Origin of the sequence: Methylobacterium sp. C1, from assembly GCF_001854385.1 — a bacterium.
GTDB lineage: Bacteria > Pseudomonadota > Alphaproteobacteria > Rhizobiales > Beijerinckiaceae > Methylobacterium > Methylobacterium radiotolerans.
Genome location: NZ_CP017640.1, coordinates 4,758,257 through 4,775,518 on the forward strand (window position 1 = coordinate 4,758,257; position 17,262 = coordinate 4,775,518).

Here is a 17,262-nt window from a genome sequence, read left to right on the forward strand (position 1 = left end):
CAGAGGATGACCGATCCGGCACGGCGGGCCTTCCTGAAGAGCGCCGCCCTCGGCGCCCTGGCGGCGGGAAGCGGCCTGCGGCCGGCCCGCGCCGACGAGGCGGCGCAGCTGCCCTTCGGCAACGGCGAGCGCCCGCTCGTGGCCTATCCGGGCAAGCGGCCGCTGCTGCAGACCACCGCCCGGCCGCCCCAGCTGGAGACGCCGTTCGCGGTCTTCGACGCGGGCGCGATCACGCCGAACGACGCCTTCTTCGTCCGCTACCACCTCGCCGACATCCCCCTGGAGATCGATCCCGAGGCGTTCCGGCTGAACGTCGGCGGCCACGTCGAGCGGCCGGCCTCGTTCAGCCTCGCGGAGCTGAAGGCGCTGCCCGGCGGGACCGAGATCGTCGCGGTCAACCAGTGCTCGGGCAATTCCCGCGGCTTCTTCGAGCCGCGCATGGCCGGCGGCCAGCTCGCCAACGGCGCCATGGGCTGCGCCCGCTGGACCGGCGTGCCGCTGAGGACCGTGCTGGATCGGGCCGGCGTGAAGGCCGGGGCCGTGCAGGTCGCCTTCAACGGGCTCGACCGCCCGGTCCTGCCGGAGACGCCGGACTTCGCCAAGGCGCTGACCCTCGACCAGGCCGGCGACGGGCAGGTGCTGCTCGCCTGGGGCATGAACGGCGCGGATCTGCCATGGCTCAACGGCTACCCGCTCCGCCTCGTCGTGCCCGGCTATTACGGGACCTACTGGGTCAAGCACCTCGACACGGTCACGGTGCTGGACAAGCCCTTCGAGGGCTTCTTCATGAAGACCGCCTACCGCATCCCCGACAATGCCTGCGCCTGCACCGAGCCCGGTCAGGCGGCCGCCGCCACGGTGCCGATCGGGCGCCTCAATGTCCGGTCGTTCCTGACGAATCTGACCGACGGCGCGCAGGTGAAGGCCGGTCCGGTCGCCCTGCGCGGCATCGCCTTCGACGGCGGCTCGGGCATCAGGGAGGTCGCGGTCTCGACCGACGACGGCGCCACCTGGACTCGGGCCGCGCTGGGCGGGGATCTCGGCCCCTACGCGTTCCGGACCTGGTCGCTCGCGACCGCGCTCACGCCCGGCGCCCACGCGATCCGGGTGCGGGCCACCGCCAACGACGGCAGCACCCAGCCGACGACGTCGCGCTGGAACCCGTCCGGCTACATGCGCAACGGCGTCGAGACCACCCGGGTGCGGGCGGCGTGAGCGCGAACGGGAGGACCAACGGGATGCGGGCGCTCGTGCTCGGCGCGGTGATCGCGGGTCTGACGGCCGGCGCGGCCCGGGCGGCGCCGCGGACCTACACGCTTCCGGACCCGACCGCGCAGCTGCGGCCCCCGACGGACGGGGGCCTGACCGCGGGCTACGAGGCGGCGCAGGCCAATTGCCAGACCTGCCACTCGGTCGACTACATCGCCACGCAGCCGCCCGGGCGCGGGAAAGCCTTCTGGGATGCCGAGGTGGCCAAGATGATCAAGGCCTACCACGCCCCGATCGAGCAGGCCGACGCCGGCGCGATCGCCGCCTATCTGGCCAGAACCTACTGAGGGTCGGACGGGCGGCTCGAACGGACGCCCGATCCCGCCGCGTCAGCGCAGCGCGAGCGCCTGGGCCGCGTGCGAGGCGACGGCCTGCACGGCCGGAAGATCGTAGGCGTAGACGCGCCCGGCCAGGATCGCCAGGGCGAGGGTCCAGAACACCGCACCGCCGACCCGCCGCGCCGTGCGGTCGCCGGCCGTGGCGGCCGGGCAGGCGCGGGCGACGCCGTCGGCGACGGGCTCGCCGAACGGATCGAAGGCCGGCGACTGGTTTTCGGAGGCGCTGCGCATGGTGACGAATGTCGCGCTCGGCCGGCCCGTTCGCAATGGAGGCGTCTTTCGAAATTCGCCGCGCGTGGAGATGCTTGTTCTCCATCCGGTCTCAGTAACAGACAGGTTCTTCTCAGAGAGCCGCTTCGACCGCCGAGGACGCGATATCTTCTTCCCGATGGGGGTTGGATCCGGCCGATCCGGGATCGGCGGGCGTGTGGTAGGCCATGCGCTCCCGGCGTCCCCGCAGGGGCTCGCGGCTGACTTCCCGCCACGCCTCGGCCGGCGCCCCGGCGGCGCGGCGCGCGGCCTCCGAGACCAGGATCGGGACGCCGTGGAGCTTGGTCGCCTGCTCGAGGCGGGCGGCGACGTTGACGGCGTCGCCCAGCACGGTGAACTCGTAGCGCGCCGCCTCGCCGATGATCCCGCAGAACACCTCGCCGTAATGCACCCCGACGCCGATGCGCACGGTCCGCGCGGGCCCGCTCCTGTCGGTCCAGCGGGCGATCACCGCGACGAGGTCCTGGGCGAAGGCGAGGGCGCGGGCGGCATCGTCGGGCCGCGGCTCGGGCAGGCCGAACACCACCAGGGCACCGTCGCCGATGAACTTGTCGACCACCCCGCCCCGCAGGCGGGCGAGGCGCGTCACCCGTCGCCGGAAGGCGGACAGGAACTCGGAGAGCCGGTGCGGATCGAGGCTCTCGGCCAGGGTGGTCGAGCCGCGCATGTCGACGAACACGATGGCGGCCTGCTGCCGGCGGCCGGCCTTCAGGCTGCCGTCGCCGTCGGCGAGACGCAGGACCAGCTCCTGCGGCAGGAACCGCGACAGCCGGTTGCGCCGGGTCGCCTCCCGCAGGGCCGAGGCGGCGAACAGCACGAACAGGACGGCGAGGGCGCCGACCATGACCCAGATGGCCAGGGCGATCCGCGACACCGTCGCCTGCCGCCGCTCCATCCGGTCCGCCTCGTGCGCCTCCATGCGGCGCACGCGGTCGCGGATCGCGTCCATCACCTGCTTGCCGCGCCCGTCCGCCACGGAGGCGCGGGCCGCGGCGCCGTCGCCGGCGCGCATGAGGGCGACGCTGGCGCCGAGCTCGTCGAGTTTCCGGCGGATCAGCCCGGCCAGGGTGTCGAGCTCGCCCCGCTGGTCGGGATCGTCCTGGACGAGGTCGCGCAGGAGGTCGAGCTGCCGGTCGACGTTCACCCGCCCCTCGGTGAAGGGCATCAGGAAGGCCGCGTCGCCGGTGAGCAGGTAGCCGCGCTGGCCGGTCTCGGCGTCCTGCACCGCCGACAGCACCCGGGCGAGGCGCCCGTCCACCGCCACGGTGTGGCGCACGGCGTCGACGCCGCGCTGCTGGTACACGAAGGCGCCCAGCGCGATGGCGGTCATCACCAGGATCGTGGCGAGGCCCACCGTCATCCACGCCACGGTGCGCGAGCGCAGGGACCGCTGCACCCGCGCCGCGACGCGTGCCCGGACGGAGGCACGCGTCGCGGCCTCGCTCCCGTCCGCTGCGGGCGCGGTGGCTGGAGCGGACATGTCAGGCCCCGCCCGCGCCGTGCAGCCGGACGGCGCGCCCGGTCCGCCCCCCGTCCCCGGCCGCCCGCGCCCGGCAATCCGCGATGGTCGCCCGCGCCGTGTCGATGGCGACGGACGCCGCCGACATGGTCCGGGTGTCCGGCTCCCGCGCCCGGGCGTAGCGCACCACGTCCATGGCCAGCGCGTCGACCTCGACGGTGAGCGCCTCGATCGCCGCCGGGTCGCGCAGCGCCCGGGCCTGCCCGGCGATCTCCAGGAGCCGGTCCATGATCTCGTCGATGCGCTCGCGGCGCAGGCCGGCGAGGCGCTGCCGGATCCAGGCCAGCACCGAGACGAGCCCGCCCGCCAGCGCGCCGAGGAGGTAGAGCGTGTCGCCGTAGCGCTCGATGAAGCCGTGCTGGTCGCGCTCGTAGTAGTCGATCGCCCCCGGATGGATCGGGATCCGGGCGCTGGTGGCCGCCACGGTCGTGTCGTAGGCCGGGGCCTGGACGTACTCGGCGGCGTCCGTCGCCTGCGCGGCGGCGGTGCGCTTCTCGAAGAGCTGCTGGGTCACGTCGGCTGCCACGACCCGGCTCAGGGAGGCGCGGGCCATCAGCCGGTACGAGGCGCCCACCGTCTTCACGTCGTCGGCCGGCAGCTTCGGCCGGCCGCCGAACAGGCCGCCCGGGACCGTGACCGCCTGGAGCCGCGGGAAGCGCTCGATCACGGCGCCGTCATCCTCCACGGCGACGAACGCCACCTTGCCGCCGCGGGCGACGCCCTGCACGGCCGAGACCAGGGCCAGCGCCTTGGGTGCCGAGGGCGCGATGATGCTGACGAAGGCGTCGATCCGCCGCTCGCGGAAGGCGGCGGCCACCGCCTCCTGGTCGACCGGGACCAGCAGGACCGCCGAGTCCCGGGCCGGGCCGGCGGCCTCCTCCAGGGTGAGCCCGTAATAGCCGAGGAGATTCCGGAGCAGCCAGAGATCGGCGTCCCGGTGCGCCGCGATGCCGAGCCGCTTGCCGGCGAGCTTCGGGAAGCTGGTGATCCCGGCCTGCTCGGGCGAGGCGATGACCATCGCCTGGTCGCGCAGGATCGCCAGGGTCAGGCCGTTGGTCGGGAGCAGCACGTCGGGGCGGACCACCGCGAGGTCGGCCCGCCCGTCCTGCAGGGCGGCGGCGCTCTCGCGCACGTCGTCGAAGGACAGGATCCTCAGCCGGACCTTCTCGTGCGCGGCGTCGAGCGCGTCCGCGTAGGCCTTGATCAGGCCGGGCTCGGTGCCGTCGCGCGGCGCGACCGCGATGGTCAGGACCGTCGCCTGGAGCAGGACCCAGGCCGCGACCCCGCCCGCGCCCAGGAGGGCGGCCCCGGCCAGGAGCAGGGTCTCCCGGCGCAGGATCCAGGCGGGGAGGGTCGCCATCGGCCCGGGCGCTCAGAACAGCGAGATCAGCACGATGCCGCCGACCATCAGGGCGGCGCCGATCAGGCGCGGCGGCCCGGCATTGACCCGCTTCATGCCGAACCAGCCGAAATGGTCGAGTGCCACCGAGGTCAGGAGGTTCGCGGTGATCAGCAGGCCGTTGAAGGCGCCGGCCCCGACCTTGTCGACGAAGAGCAGCCCGGCGAAGACCGCCACCGCCCCGGTGAGGCCGGCCAGCGGCATCCACCAGCGGACGCCCGCGACGTCGTCCCGGGTCGGCAGCGGCGACGGCCGCAGCAGGAACATCAGCGCGAACACGAACACGACCGGGACGAAGGAGACCGTCGCGGCGAGCCAGGGGTTCTCCAGGGCGCCGCGGAGCTGCGCGTTCCAGACCACGCCGATCGCCATCAGGGCGCCGGCCACGAGGATGAACGGGTAGAGCAGCTTGCCCGACATCCCGTGCCCCTCGCCGTGCCCCTCGCCGTGCCCCTCACCCTGCCCCTCGCCGCCGTCGCTCTTGCCGCCCGAGCGCGCGATGAAGGTCACGCCCACCGCCATCAGCAGGCCGCCGAGCCAGGGCATCGGCTTGAAACCCGCGGCCTGCAGGCCGAACAGGCCGAGCGCGTCCATGGCCAGGGAGGTGAGGATGTTGGCGGTGAGCGTCAGGCCGTTGAACGGCCCGGCGCCGACCTTGTCGATGAAGGCGAGCCCGCCGAACACCGCGACCGCGCCGGCCAGGCCGCCGAGCGGCGCGTACCAGGGCATCTTGCTCAAGGAGTCGAGGCTCGGCAGCGGCGTCGGCATGGTGAGGAACAGGGTCGTGAACACGAAGACGATCGGCAGGAACGACACCGTCGCGGCGAGCCACGGATTGACCATGCGGCCGCGCAGCTGCGCGTTCATGGCGTTGCCGATCGCCTGCAGCGCGCCCGCCACCAGGATGAAGGGATAGAGGAGGGCAGCCGTCACGCGCGCGGACCTTCGGGTTGGCGGGGAGGGAGGGTCAGACGAGGAGCAGGCCGGCGAGCGCCAGCGCGAGGGCCGGCGGCATCACCAGCAGGCCGAGCTTGAGGAAGGTCCAGGCGCCGACATCCTGGCCCTCGCGGCGGATGGCGGTGAGCCAGAGGATCGTGGCGAGCGAGCCCGTCACCGACAGGTTCGGCCCGAGGTCGACGCCGATCAGGATCGCGCCCGCGACCTTCTCGGGCACGTGGGCGGTCTGCACGGCGGCGCCCGCGATCAGCCCGGCCGGCAGGTTGTTGACGAGGTTGCACAGCACCGCGACCAGGCCGCCCGCCCCCCAGGCGGTGGCCTCCGGGGCGGCGTGGGCGTAGCCCTTGAGCAGGTCCGCCAGCATGGCGAGCACGCCGGTCTTCTCCAGCGCCTCCACCAGGACGAACAGCCCGGCCACCAGCGGCAGCACGCTCCACGACACGTCCTTGGCCACCTCGACGAGGCCGCCGCGCTTGAGCAGCAGCACGACGACCGTGGTGGCGAGGCCGGCCACGAAGGTCGGCAGGCCGAGGTCGAGGCCGAGCGCCGAGGCGGCGATCAGCACGCCGCCGGTCGCCACGATGCCGATCCCCGCCACGAGGCCGGTGCGGGACAGCGCCACGGCCTCGACGTCGGTCGCGACCTGCTGCCCGCGCAGGGTCTTCGCCTGGGTCAGCCGCAGCACCGCGTAGGTCGTCGCGATGGCCAGCAGCGAGGGCAGGGCGAACAGGCCGAGCCAGCGCACCAGCGGCGGCATGTGCTCGGCGAAGACCACGAGGTTGGCCGGGTTCGAGATCGGCAGCACGAAGCTCGCCGCGTTGGCGATGAAGGCGCAGATGAACAGGTAGGGGAGGGGGTTCTCCACCTTGGCGGCCTTGGTGGCCGCGTAGACGGCGGGCGTGAGCACCACCGCGCAGGCGTCGTTCGACAGGAACACCGTGACGGCGGTGCCGACGAGGTACACGAGGGTGAACAGCCGGGTCGCCGAGCCCCTGGCGGCGCGCACGGCGATCGACGCGAGCCAGTCGAACAGGCCCTCCTTCCGGGCGACCTCCGACATCAGCATCATGCCGACGAGGAACAGGTAGACGTCGGTCCCCTTCAGGACGCCGTCCCAGGCGGTGGCCGGGGCGAGCAGCCCGAGGGCCACGAGGGCGCCCGCGCCGAGCACGGCCCAGATCGCCTCCGGCCACGAGAACGGCCGCAGGATGACGCCGAGGGTCGCGAGGGCGGCGATCGTCCAGGTCGCGATGTTGGGGGTCAGCGTCAGCGCGCCCATCGGTTGCGGTGGTCCTCTGGTGGGGTGGATCGTGCGGTGCGGTGTGCCGCGATTCGGTCGGGACCGGCTACCAGTCCCGGCCGTTGCGGTTCGGCCCGAGCTGGTCGCCCCGGAGCCCCTTCTGCGGCCAGGCGGGCAGCCGGGACGCGTCGCTGCCGGGGCGGTCGGGGGCCGGCGGCGGGACGAAGCTGCGGCCCACCGGCTCGATCACCTCGGTGTCGGTGCGGCCGGTGCCGTCCGCGACCGTGACGGCGAGGCGGCGCGCGCCGTCGCGCCAGGGGATGCGGGCATGGACCGTCCGGGGGCCGTCCGGCACCATCGGGTGGGCCGGGCCGCCATCGACGCGCAGGTGACAGCGCCACGCGGCCCGCGGCCGGTCCGACAGCACGAGCGCGCGCACCGAGATCGCGCCGTCGGCGGCGTCGAGGGGCGCCGTGGCGAGGCGCCGGTCGGCGGGGCTCGTGATCATCACGAAGGGCAGCGCCCGGTCGAGGGGCTTGAACCGCCAGCTCGTCACCGGACCGTCGATCGCCGCGACCGCGTAGCCGACCGAGCCGTCCTCGTTCTGGCCGACCGAGCGGGCCGCGGCGTAGAGGGTGCGCCCGTCCGGGGCGAGCTCGTTGTAGTGGGTGTGGCCCATCTCGACGAGGCGCACGCCGTGATGGCGGATCAGGCCGGCGAGCGCCGCCCGCTCGTCGGGCACGCGGAGATCGTCCGGATAGGTGTGGGCGAAGACCGCGCAGGGCAGGCCCTCCCGCCCGGCCCGGGCCAGCTCCTCGCCGAGCCACGCGAGCTGGCAGGGGCCGAGGCGGAAGTCGAGGCCGAAGCCCTTCTGGCCGTAGCCGGGGCTGACCATGTCGAGGAACAGGCAGCGCACGCCCGCCCAGGTCTCGGCGAAGTAGTAGTGCGTCACGGAGACGGGGTCGCGCGGGCGCGGCAGGTCGTGGCGCCGCGCCGCGTGGCCGCCGCCGCGCGGGCTGCCCGCCACCGCGGCGAACAGGGCGTCGAAATCCGCCATCGTGCCGTGCTGGCGGTCGTGGTCGCCGGCGATCAGGCGCACCGGCAGGTCCGGGTGCCGGTCCAGGGCCTCGCGCAGGACCGCGTACTGCTCCGCCCGGCCGTCCTCGGCGAGGTCGCCGGGCAGGTAGGCGAAGTCGACGAGGCCGCGGCCGTGCAGCCCCGCCACCTCCGCGAGCATCGCCCGCAGGTCGGCAGCGTGGGGATCGGAGGCCCGCTCCAGGTGGAGGTCGCCGATATGCGCGAAGGCGAACACGCCGTGGCTCGCCGTCATGGCGCGCCCGCGCGCGGTCTATGATTGCCCTGAGCCATCGTGCCCCCCGGACAGGCTCGTCCACCCCGGCCGGGAATCGGCCGCGGCGCTCGCGACCGGCCCGACGTTTCGGAGACGGCGGGGTTCCAGCCCCGGGGGCGGGCGCGCGCCGGCGGGACCCTACATTTTCGTGAGCGCCGGCCCGATCCGCGGCCGGTCGATCGGAAGTGTCGTGAAAGCAGACACTCGATGTCGTCTCAGCCGACAGTGCCCGGCGCTGTCAGCCGGTGAACCCGCCGCTCAGTGCGCGCGCCGGAACAGGTCCGGCAGGTAGCGTTCCAGGGTCTCGTGCCCCTCGAACTTCACGTCCACGGTGGCGGCCGCGCCCCACGGGCGGTGGAGCCCCACGACCCGGCCGCGGGCATGGCGCCAGATCCCGAGGATCTCGGCGAGGTCGAGCCGGTCGAAGACCACCTCGTCGCCCGGCGCGACGGCCGGGTCGGCCGGGTCGGCCATGCCGGACCGAGCCGCGGGGACCGGGCCGCGGGGTATCTCCCCGATCCGGGAAGGCTCATCCCCGGGATCGCGGCCGTCGGAGAAGGTTTCGTTCGCGGAGTGCTCGCGGAAGAGCATGATCTTCACTAAGCCGTTGCGATGACTGGATAATCGCAGGTTCAACCCGGTCCGACAAGGCGTGTTCCGGTGCCCCGCGTGCGGGACCGACCTGTATTCGGCCGCCCGCTCGCCCGCCCGAGACCCGGCCGGGCGCCGCGTCCCCGCGACCGGACGCCCCGCGCGACGGGGCCGGAACGGCGCCTCGCGGAGCGCGCAGCATTCGCATCTCCGGTTCGGGGGAATCGGGAGATCGTTCGTGTCGTCGAGCGAAGATCTTTGGAATTTCGGGGCGGGTCGGGCTGATCTAAACCTGACGCGAGACGATCCTCCGCGTGAGACGGCGCCTGTCGACCTGATGGATAGTTCCCGCATGCTTCCCGATCTTGCCTTCGGATGCGGAGCGATCCGTCACGGCCCGACCGCCGGACTTGCCCCCGCCCATTCCCGCCAGAGTCCCGCCCGATGAAGTTCCTGCGTCTCCTCGCCGTCGCGGCGCTCAGCCTCGGCGCCCTGCCGGCCGGGGCGGAGACCCTCAGGATCGGCGTCGTGCCCGGCGCCTACGGCGACGCCGTGACGGTGGCGGCCCGGGAGGCCAAGGCCGAGGGCCTCGACGTGAAGGTGGTCGAGTTCAGCGACTGGACGACGCCCAACGTCGCCCTCGATGCCGGCGACATCGACGTGAACTTCTTCCAGCACCGCCCCTTCATGGAGAATGCCGCCAAGCAGAAGGGCTACGCGTTCGACATCGTCGGGCTCGGGATCCTGTCCAATATCGGCCTGTACTCCCTGAAGCATAAGGGCTTCGACCAGATCCCGGTGGGCGGCACGGTGGCGATCGCCAACGACCCGGTGAACCAGGGCCGCGGCCTGCTGCTCCTCCAGAAGGCCGGGCTGATCAAGCTGAAGGACGGTGTCGGCTTCCTCGGCACCCTCGACGACGTCGTCGAGAACCCGAAGACACTGCGCTTCACCGAGGTCGAGGGGCCGCAGCTGGCGCGGATCACCGGCGACGTCGACCTCGCCCTCGGCTACCCGCACTTCATCGTGGCGGCCGGCAGTTTCGACCCGACCAGCGGATTGATCTATTCCGGTATCGAGGACCGGCGCTTCGCCGTGAGCTTCGTCACCAAGGCCGCCCGCAAGGAGGACCCCGTGATCCGGAAATTCGTGACGCTCTTCCAGAACTCGGAGGCCGTGAAACAGCAGATCCGCAAGTCCTTCGCCAACAGCGACAAGCTCTACCTGCTGGCTTGGCAGAACTGATGGTCGGCCTGATCTTCGACAGCCTGCGCGATCCGGGCACGCCGGCCGCGGCCGGACGGGTAGGCCCGGGCGCGGCGACCGCCGCCCGGGCCCCTGCCGCCGCGCCCGGCCGGGAGGCCGGGACGGTGCGGTTCGAGTCCGTCTCGAAGACCTACCGCTCCGCCGCCGGGCCGGTGCCGGCGCTCGACCGGGTGGACCTCGCGATCCCCGCCGGCGCGATCTTCGGCATCATCGGCCGCTCGGGGGCGGGCAAGTCGAGCCTCCTGCGCACGGTCAACCGGCTGGAGGCGCCGACCTCGGGCCGGGTCCTGGTCGACGGCGCCCCGATCGACGCCCTCGACACCGACGGGCTCGTGGCCCTGCGCCGGCGCATCGGCATGATCTTCCAGCACTTCAACCTGCTGGCGGCCAAGACCGTCCGGCAGAACGTGGCGCTGCCGCTGACGGTCGCGGGGGTCCCCCGGCGCGCGATCGGCCCGCGGGTCGCGGAGGCCCTGCGCCTCGTCGGCCTGGAGGACAAGGCCGACACCTACCCGTCGCGGCTCTCCGGCGGCCAGAAGCAGCGGGTCGGCATCGCCCGGGCGCTCGTGAGCGATCCGGAGATCCTGCTCTGCGACGAGGCGACCTCCGCCCTCGACCCGGAGACGACGCTGGCGATCCTCGACCTGCTGCGCGACATCAACCGGCGGCTCGGGATCACCATCATCCTGATCACCCACGAGATGAGCGTGATCCGCGAGATCTGCAGCGACGTGGTGGTGCTGGAGGGCGGCCGGGTCGTCGAGACCGGGCCGGTCTGGCGCGTCTTCGGGGCGCCCGAGCACCCGACCACGCGGGCGCTGCTCGAACCCCTGACCCGCGGCCTGCCGCCGGATCTGGCGGCCCGGCTGCAGTCGCTGCCCGCGCCGGGCGGCTGGGCGATCCTGCGGATCACCTGCTCGGGCCGGGCCGCGCTCGACCTCGCGGGCCTCGCGGGGGCCGGGGCGCCGGTGCGGCTGCTCCAGGCGGGCATCGAGCGGATCCAGGGCCACGCGGTCGGCCGGATGCTGGTGGCCGTCCCGGCCGAGGATCCGGGCGCGGAGGCGCGGCTGCGGGCGCTCGGCGACGACGTGGAGCGGGTCGGCTACGTCCCCGCCGACGCGGCGGTGGGGTGAGGCGATGCGGCACCGCTCTCCACCCGATACCCCGACCGCCCCGCACCCCGAACCCGGAGACCCGCCATGTCACCGCAGATGATCGAGCGCCTCTGGCAGGCCTTCCTCGACACCGCGCTCATGGTCGGGGTCTCGGCCGGGATCGCCGTGCTCGCCGGTATTCCCCTGGCGCTGTTCCTCGTCACCTCCGGGCCCGGCGGCATCTTCCCGGCGCCGGTGGCCAACCGGGTGGTCGGGACCGTGGTCAACGGCTTCCGGGCCGTGCCCTTCATCGTGCTGCTGGTGGCGCTGATCCCGTTCACCCGGCTGGTGGCCGGCACCACGATCGGCGTCTGGGCGGCGATCGTGCCGCTCTCGGTGAGCGCGACCCCGTTCTTCGCCCGGATCGCCGAGGTGTCGCTGCGGGAGGTGGATGCCGGCCTGATCGAGGCCGCCCAGTCCATCGGCTGCCGGCGCCGGCACATCCTCGCCCACGTGCTCCTGCCTGAGGCGCTGCCGGGCATCGTGGCCGGCTTCACCATCACGGTGGTGGCGATGATCGGCGCCTCCGCGATGGCCGGCGCGGTGGGCGCGGGCGGCCTCGGGGACGTCGCGATCCGGTACGGCTACCAGCGCTTCGACACCACCGTGATGGTGGTGGTGATCGCGATCCTGATCGCCCTCGTGTGCGTGGTCCAGTTCGCGGGCGACACCGCGGTGCGGCGGCTCCGGGCCCGCTGACGGCCCCGCGCCCCGGCCCGCGCCCGGCTCGCGGCGGTCCGACCGTGAGGCCGCATCCCTGAGGCCGAATCCGTGAGGCTGAACCCGTGAGCCTGCACACATGAGCCTGAACGTGGACGAATCCGCCGCCGACGGGGCGGCCGAGCCGCTGACCCCGCCGCTGCCCCCACCGCTGCCCCCGCCGCCGTCGCCGCCGCACCGGATCCGCTCGGACGCCGAGGCGCTCGCGGCCGCGCGGGCCGTGGCCCGGGTCTTCGCGGCGGGCGCGGCCGAGCGCGACCGGGACCGGCGCCTGCCCTGGGCGGAGATCGCGGCCTTCACGGAGAGCGGGCTCGGCGGCATCACGGTGCCGCGCGCCCATGGCGGCGCCGGGGTCTCGCACGCGACGCTCGCGGAGGTCTTCGCGATCCTCGCCGCCGCCGACGGCTCGGCGGCGCAGATCCCCCAGAACCAGTTCGGCGTCCTGGCGCTGGTCGCGGCCGCCGCCAGCCCCGCCCAGCAGGCGCGGATCTACCGCGACGTGCTCGCCGGCCACCGGATCGGCAATGCCGGCCCCGCCCGCAACGGCAAGGCCATCACCAACGTGGACACGCGGCTGACCGCCGGGCCGGAGGGCCCGCGGCTCAGCGGCACGCGCTTCTACTCCACGGGCGCGCTCTTCGCCCACTGGATCCCGACCCGGGCGGTCGGCCCCGACGGGGGCCCGCTCCTGGTCTTCGTGCGCCGGGACGCCCCCGGCGTGCGGGTGGCGGACGACTGGCAGGGCTTCGGCCAGCGCACCACGGCGAGCGGCACCGTGATCTTCGCGCAGGCCCCGGTCGAGGCGGATCTGACGATCGACCTCGCGCCCCTGGCCGGGCGCCCGGGCCTGTTCGGGCCGGTCTCGCAGCTGATCCACGCGGCGATCGACGCCGGGCTCGCCCGGGGCGCGGCCGCCGCCGCCCTCGACTTCCTGCGCACCCGGACCCGGCCCTATCCCTTCACCGCCGAGACCGTCGCGGAGGATCCCCACATCCTCGGCGAGATCGGGCGGCTCACCGTCGACCTGCACGCCGCCGAGGAGGTCCTGGCGCGGGCCGGAAGGGCGCTCGACCGGATCGCCGCGGCCCCCGTCACCGCCCAGAGCGCGGCCGAGGCCTCGGTGGCGGTGGCGCAGGCCAAGATCCTGACCACCGAGGCGGCCCTGGAGGCCTCCGAGCGGCTGCTCGAGCTCGCCGGCGCCTCGGCGACCCGCGACGGGTACAATCTCGGCCGGTACTGGCGCGACGCCCGGGTCCACACCCTGCACGACCCGGTCCGGTGGAAGTACCACCTCCTCGGCAACCACGCCCTGAACGGCGTGCTGCCCGCCCGGCACCAGTGGAACTGAGGACCGGGCGATGCCGCTCCAGCCCCACGAGACCGCCTACACGCAGGCACCCGCGCCGCCGCGCCCGGTGCCGGTCCTTCCGGACGCCGCCGCGGCGCTCGCCGTCGCCGACCGGCTGGCGGAGGACTTCGCCGAGGCCGCCGCCGCGCGCGACCTGGAGCGCCGTCTGCCGGTCGCCGAGATCGCGCGCTTCGCCGAATCCGGCCTCTGGGCGATCACGGTGCCGAGGGAGTACGGCGGCCCCGGCCTCGACAGCGCCACGGTCGCCCAGGTGATCGCCCGGATCGCCGCGGCGGACGGCTCCCTCGGCCAGATCCCGCAGAACCACTTCTACGCCCTGGAGGTGCTCCGCAACGGCGGCACCGAGGCCCAGAAGCGCGCCCTCTACGGCCGCGTCCTGGCGGGCGAGCGCTTCGGCAACGCGCTGGCCGAGATCGGCGCGCGCGACCACACCCGCCGCACCCGGCTCGTGCGCGACCCGGCCGGCTGGTATGTCGAGGGCCGCAAATACTACTGCACCGGCTCGCTCTACGCCCACCGCATCCCCACCCTGGCCAGCGCCGAGGAGGAGGGGCGGGCGGTCGCCTACCTCGTCTTCGTCCCCCGGGACGCGCCCGGCGTGACCCTGGTCGACGACTGGGACGGGTTCGGGCAGCGGCTCACCGGCTCGGGCTCGGTCCTGTTCGAGCGCGTCGCCGTGGAGCCCGACTGGGTGGTGCCGTTCCAGGCCTCGCTGGAGCGGCCGACCGCGATCGGCCCCTTCGCGCAGATCCTGCACGCCGGGATCGATCTCGGCATCGGCGCGGGCGCCTTCGCGGCGACCCTGCCCCTCGTGCGGGACCGCGCCCGGCCGTGGATCGATTCCGGCGTCGCCCGGGCCAGCGAGGATCCGCTGACCCTCCACGCGCTGGGCGACGTCCAGGTGCGCCTCGCGGCGGCCGACGCCCTGCTGGCGCGCGCCGGCCGCTACGTGGACGCCGCCCAGGCCGCCCCCGACGCCGACAGCGTCGCGGCCGCCTCCGTGGCGGTGGCGGAGGCCCGGGCCGCGAGCCACCGGGCCGGCCTGCTCGCGGCCAACAAGCTCGTCGAGCTCGGCGGCACCTCCGCCACCGACCGGGCCGAGGCGCTCGACCGCTACTGGCGCAACGTCCGCACCCACACCCTGCACGATCCGGTGCGGTGGAAGTACCACTGGATCGGCGCCTACCACCTCGACGGCCGGCAGCCGCCCCGGCACGGAGCGCTCTGATGGCCGCCGCGACGAAGCAGATCCTGCTGAACGCCTTCACCATGACCTGCGCGGGCCACATCAACCACGGGCTCTGGACCCACCCGCGCGACCGCTCGGCCGAGTACAACACGCTGTCCTACTGGACCGAGCAGGCGAAGCTCCTGGAGCGCGGCCTGTTCGACGGCCTGTTCATCGCCGACATCATCGGCGTCTACGACGTCTACGGCGGCGGCATCGACGTCACCGCCCGGGAGGCCGTGCAGCTCCCGGTCAACGACCCGACCGTGATGATCTCCGCCATGGCGGCGGTGACCGAGCATCTCGGCTTCGGCGTGACGATCAACGTCCACCAGGAGGCGCCCTACACCTTCGCCCGGCGCCTCTCGACTCTCGATCACCTGACGGGCGGCCGGATCGGCTGGAACGTCGTCACCGGCTACCTCGACAGCGCCCACCGCGCCCAGAGCGGCGGCACGCTGCCGGCGCACGACCGGCGCTACGACTACGCCGACGAGTACCTGGAGGTGCTCTACCGGCTCTGGGAGGGCAGCTGGGACGACGCGGCCGTGCGCCGCGACCGGGCGGCCCGGGTGTTCAGCGATCCCGCCCATATCCGCAAGGTCACCCACCGGGGCGCGTTCTTCGCGGTCGAGGGCTACCACCTGTCGGAGCCGTCGCCCCAGCGGACGCCGGTCCTCTACCAGGCCGGCGCCTCGGGCCGCGGCCGCGCCTTCGCGGGCCGCCACGCCGAGTGCGTGTTCATCTCGGCCCGCGACCCGGCCACCGCCCGCGAATCCGTCCGCGCCATCCGGGCCGAGGCGGTCGCGGCGGGCCGGAATCCCGACGACGTGAAGGTGTTCGTCGGCCTCGCGATCATCCCCGGACGGACGCGCGCGGAGGCCGAGGCCAAGCGGGACGAGTACCTGTCCTACGCGAGCCCGGAGGCGGGGCTCGCGCATTTCTCCGCCTCCACGGGGATCGACTTCGCCCGCTACGGCCTCGACGAGCCGATCCCCTACGCGCCGGGCAACGCCATCCAGTCGGCCACCGCGGCGGCGGCCAGCCGCGGGCTGACGAAGCGCGACCTCCTGGCCGAGCTGCAGCTCGGCAGCCGCTACGCGGTGCTCACCGGCGACGCGGTGACGATCGCCGACGAACTCCAGGCCTGGATCACGGAGGGCGAGGTCGACGGCTTCAACCTCAGCCGGATCGTCGTGCCGGAGAGCTTCTCCGACTTCATCGACCTCGTGATCCCGGAGCTGCAGGATCGCGGCCTCTACAAGACCGCCTACGCCGAGGGCTCGCTGCGGGCGAAGCTGTTCGGCCAGGGGGACCGGCTGCCCGCCCGCCACCCGGCCGAGGCCTACCGCGGCGCGCCTCAGCGGCCCTGATCAGCGGCCTTGATCAGCGGCCTTGATCAGCGGCCCTGGGACTCGCCGCTCTCGGAGCCGAACCAGCGGCCGTAGATCTCGTCGTAGCGGCCGTCCTCCCGCAGGCCGAGGAGGGCCTGGTTGACGCGCTTGCGCCGGGGATCGTTGGCCGGGAACAGGATGCCGTAGGATTGCCGGTTGAAGGCGCCCCCGACCAGGCGCAGGGCCTCGTGGCCGGGCCGGGTCGCGTAGTAGCCCAGCGCGGGGGCGTCGTAGACGACCGCCGCGACCGTGCCGGCCTGCAGGGCCGCGCAGGCCGCCTCCAGCGTCGCGAAGCTCACCGGGGTGGCGAAATGGTCCGCCAGGTAGGCGACCGAGGTGGTGTCGGCGACCGTGCCCACCCGCTTGCCCGGCAGGTCCTGCGGGCCGTTGACCGCGCCGCGCAGGCGCTCCACCGTGGCCGTGCTGGTCAGGCCCGCGGTGAACCACGCCACCAGGGCGATGCAGGTGAACAGCCAGACGACCGTGACGGCCCGCGCCAGGGGGCTGCGCGGCATCTCCTCCGCCTGCGCGGCGAGGCTGCTCAGGGCCCACCAGACGACGTGGGCGAAGCCGCGCGCCGGTCCCGAGCGCGTCGCCATGCCGCCGGGGTGGCGCCGCTCGAGCCACCAGACCAGGGCCGCCACCGCCAGGATCAGGGCGGCGAGCCCCAGGAGGACCTGCAGGAAGGCCGCGTCGCTCAGGAGCGCCCGGAGGGCCCGCGCGGTGGCCGAGCCGGTGGCGTCCGGCTCCGCCCGGACGGCGATGCGCAGGCCGGTCTCCAGCATCGTGACCGAGAAGTCGAACCGCCGCTCGCGCTCCGCGGTGATCGACACCGCCGCGATGGCGAGGTCCGCGTGCCCGTCCGAGACCGCCGCGAACAGCGCCGGCAGGTCGTCGACGCGCACATAGGCCGTCCGGACGCCGAGCTCCCGCGCGACGGCGTTCCAGAGATCGATGCTGAACCCGCGCAGCCGGCCGTCCTCGTCCATGACCAGGGGCGGCACCGGATGCGTCGCGACCCGCCACGTCTCGGGCTCGCCGGTGCGGAGCGCGGGGGCCGCGTCCGCGGTCCCGGCCCGGACGGGGGCCGCGGCGAGCGGCGCGGCGGCCGCGAAACACAGGGAGAGGGACAGACAGAGGGACAGGACGCGAGCGGGCGCGCCGCCGCGCCGCCGTCCGGCGGACCGGCCCGGCACG

Annotated in this window: 16 protein-coding genes; 8 read left to right on the forward strand and 8 right to left on the reverse strand. The window is 74.1% G+C overall.

The window, feature by feature from the left end; all coding sequences use genetic code 11:
- Positions 1-6 precede the first annotated feature (6 nt).
- The gene (locus BKE41_RS22055) at positions 7-1,215 is read left to right on the forward strand and encodes a molybdopterin-dependent oxidoreductase (protein WP_012321136.1); all 1,209 of its coding nucleotides are present in this window, start codon (positions 7-9) and stop codon (positions 1,213-1,215) included.
- A gap of 23 nt (positions 1,216-1,238) precedes the next feature.
- Positions 1,239-1,556 (forward strand): sulfite:cytochrome C oxidoreductase subunit B, encoded by a 318-nt coding sequence (locus BKE41_RS22060; protein ID WP_071000115.1) that lies wholly within the window; start codon positions 1,239-1,241, stop codon positions 1,554-1,556.
- 42 nt (positions 1,557-1,598) lie between these two features.
- Here the strand turns inward: BKE41_RS22060 and BKE41_RS22065 are convergent, their stop codons facing one another.
- From BKE41_RS22065 to BKE41_RS22095, 7 genes are all read right to left on the reverse strand, one after another.
- Positions 1,599-1,838: a hypothetical protein gene (locus BKE41_RS22065; protein ID WP_012321138.1), complete on the reverse strand. Its 240-nt coding sequence runs from the start codon at positions 1,836-1,838 to the stop codon at positions 1,599-1,601.
- Positions 1,839-1,950: 112 nt separating this feature from the next.
- On the reverse strand, positions 1,951-3,357 hold the full coding sequence (locus tag BKE41_RS22070) for a CHASE3 domain-containing protein (protein WP_245295826.1): 1,407 nt from the start codon (positions 3,355-3,357) through the stop codon (positions 1,951-1,953).
- Position 3,358: 1 nt separating this feature from the next.
- Positions 3,359-4,756: a TAXI family TRAP transporter solute-binding subunit gene (locus tag BKE41_RS22075; protein ID WP_012321140.1), complete on the reverse strand. Its 1,398-nt coding sequence runs from the start codon at positions 4,754-4,756 to the stop codon at positions 3,359-3,361.
- Between the two features lie 12 nt (positions 4,757-4,768).
- The gene (locus tag BKE41_RS22080; RefSeq protein WP_071000116.1) at positions 4,769-5,728 is read right to left on the reverse strand and encodes a DMT family transporter; all 960 of its coding nucleotides are present in this window, start codon (positions 5,726-5,728) and stop codon (positions 4,769-4,771) included.
- 34 nt (positions 5,729-5,762) lie between these two features.
- On the reverse strand, positions 5,763-7,031 hold the full coding sequence (locus BKE41_RS22085; protein WP_029361052.1) for an arsenic transporter: 1,269 nt from the start codon (positions 7,029-7,031) through the stop codon (positions 5,763-5,765).
- A gap of 67 nt (positions 7,032-7,098) precedes the next feature.
- Positions 7,099-8,322 carry a metallophosphoesterase gene (locus tag BKE41_RS22090; RefSeq protein ID WP_029361051.1) on the reverse strand — a complete coding sequence of 408 codons (1,224 nt, stop codon included), beginning with the start codon at positions 8,320-8,322 and terminating at the stop codon, positions 7,099-7,101.
- Between the two features lie 279 nt (positions 8,323-8,601).
- The gene (locus tag BKE41_RS22095) at positions 8,602-8,817 is read right to left on the reverse strand and encodes a hypothetical protein (RefSeq protein ID WP_071000737.1); all 216 of its coding nucleotides are present in this window, start codon (positions 8,815-8,817) and stop codon (positions 8,602-8,604) included.
- A 561-nt stretch (positions 8,818-9,378) separates the two neighbouring features.
- On the opposite strand from BKE41_RS22095, the gene BKE41_RS22100 reads away from it, so the two are divergent.
- The 6 genes from BKE41_RS22100 to BKE41_RS22125 all read left to right on the forward strand — a co-directional run bounded on the left by BKE41_RS22100 (position 9,379) and on the right by BKE41_RS22125 (position 16,044).
- Positions 9,379-10,179: a MetQ/NlpA family ABC transporter substrate-binding protein gene (locus tag BKE41_RS22100; RefSeq protein WP_012321145.1), complete on the forward strand. Its 801-nt coding sequence runs from the start codon at positions 9,379-9,381 to the stop codon at positions 10,177-10,179.
- Positions 10,179-11,333 (forward strand): ATP-binding cassette domain-containing protein, encoded by a 1,155-nt coding sequence (locus BKE41_RS22105; RefSeq protein ID WP_012321146.1) that lies wholly within the window; start codon positions 10,179-10,181, stop codon positions 11,331-11,333. Before BKE41_RS22100 ends, BKE41_RS22105 begins: the two co-directional genes overlap by 1 nt.
- A 66-nt stretch (positions 11,334-11,399) precedes the next feature.
- Positions 11,400-12,053, forward strand: coding sequence for a methionine ABC transporter permease (locus BKE41_RS22110; RefSeq protein ID WP_012321147.1), 654 nt, complete (start codon positions 11,400-11,402; stop codon positions 12,051-12,053).
- Positions 12,054-12,153: 100 nt separating this feature from the next.
- Entirely contained in the window at positions 12,154-13,422 is a 1,269-nt protein-coding gene (locus tag BKE41_RS22115) for an SfnB family sulfur acquisition oxidoreductase (RefSeq protein WP_029361047.1), read from the forward strand.
- 10 nt (positions 13,423-13,432) lie between these two features.
- Positions 13,433-14,671, forward strand: a complete 1,239-nt coding sequence (locus tag BKE41_RS22120) for an SfnB family sulfur acquisition oxidoreductase (RefSeq protein WP_024828899.1) — start codon at positions 13,433-13,435, stop codon at positions 14,669-14,671.
- Positions 14,671-16,044 carry an LLM class flavin-dependent oxidoreductase gene (locus BKE41_RS22125; protein WP_063111824.1) on the forward strand — a complete coding sequence of 458 codons (1,374 nt, stop codon included), beginning with the start codon at positions 14,671-14,673 and terminating at the stop codon, positions 16,042-16,044. The genes BKE41_RS22120 and BKE41_RS22125 overlap by 1 nt, the downstream gene beginning before the upstream one ends.
- Before the next feature lie 26 nt (positions 16,045-16,070).
- On the opposite strand, the gene BKE41_RS22130 is transcribed toward BKE41_RS22125, so the two are convergent.
- Positions 16,071-17,261: a transporter substrate-binding domain-containing protein gene (locus tag BKE41_RS22130; RefSeq protein ID WP_071000117.1), complete on the reverse strand. Its 1,191-nt coding sequence runs from the start codon at positions 17,259-17,261 to the stop codon at positions 16,071-16,073.
- Position 17,262 lies beyond the last annotated feature (1 nt).

Bases quoted from the DNA above. Each gene is read 5' to 3' on its own strand.
- BKE41_RS22055 (WP_012321136.1), top strand. From the start codon at position 7: ATGACCGATCCGGCACGGCGGGCCTTCCTGAAGAGCGCCGCCCTCGGC.
- BKE41_RS22060 (WP_071000115.1), top strand. From the start codon at position 1,239: ATGCGGGCGCTCGTGCTCGGCGCGGTGATCGCGGGTCTGACGGCCGGC.
- BKE41_RS22065 (WP_012321138.1), bottom strand. From the start codon at position 1,838: ATGCGCAGCGCCTCCGAAAACCAGTCGCCGGCCTTCGATCCGTTCGGC.
- BKE41_RS22070 (WP_245295826.1), bottom strand. From the start codon at position 3,357: ATGTCCGCTCCAGCCACCGCGCCCGCAGCGGACGGGAGCGAGGCCGCG.
- BKE41_RS22075 (WP_012321140.1), bottom strand. From the start codon at position 4,756: ATGGCGACCCTCCCCGCCTGGATCCTGCGCCGGGAGACCCTGCTCCTG.
- BKE41_RS22085 (WP_029361052.1), bottom strand. From the start codon at position 7,031: ATGGGCGCGCTGACGCTGACCCCCAACATCGCGACCTGGACGATCGCC.
- BKE41_RS22090 (WP_029361051.1), bottom strand. From the start codon at position 8,322: ATGACGGCGAGCCACGGCGTGTTCGCCTTCGCGCATATCGGCGACCTC.
- BKE41_RS22095 (WP_071000737.1), bottom strand. From the start codon at position 8,817: ATGGCCGACCCGGCCGACCCGGCCGTCGCGCCGGGCGACGAGGTGGTC.
- BKE41_RS22100 (WP_012321145.1), top strand. From the start codon at position 9,379: ATGAAGTTCCTGCGTCTCCTCGCCGTCGCGGCGCTCAGCCTCGGCGCC.
- BKE41_RS22105 (WP_012321146.1), top strand. From the start codon at position 10,179: ATGGTCGGCCTGATCTTCGACAGCCTGCGCGATCCGGGCACGCCGGCC.
- BKE41_RS22110 (WP_012321147.1), top strand. From the start codon at position 11,400: ATGTCACCGCAGATGATCGAGCGCCTCTGGCAGGCCTTCCTCGACACC.
- BKE41_RS22115 (WP_029361047.1), top strand. From the start codon at position 12,154: ATGAGCCTGAACGTGGACGAATCCGCCGCCGACGGGGCGGCCGAGCCG.
- BKE41_RS22120 (WP_024828899.1), top strand. From the start codon at position 13,433: ATGCCGCTCCAGCCCCACGAGACCGCCTACACGCAGGCACCCGCGCCG.
- BKE41_RS22125 (WP_063111824.1), top strand. From the start codon at position 14,671: ATGGCCGCCGCGACGAAGCAGATCCTGCTGAACGCCTTCACCATGACC.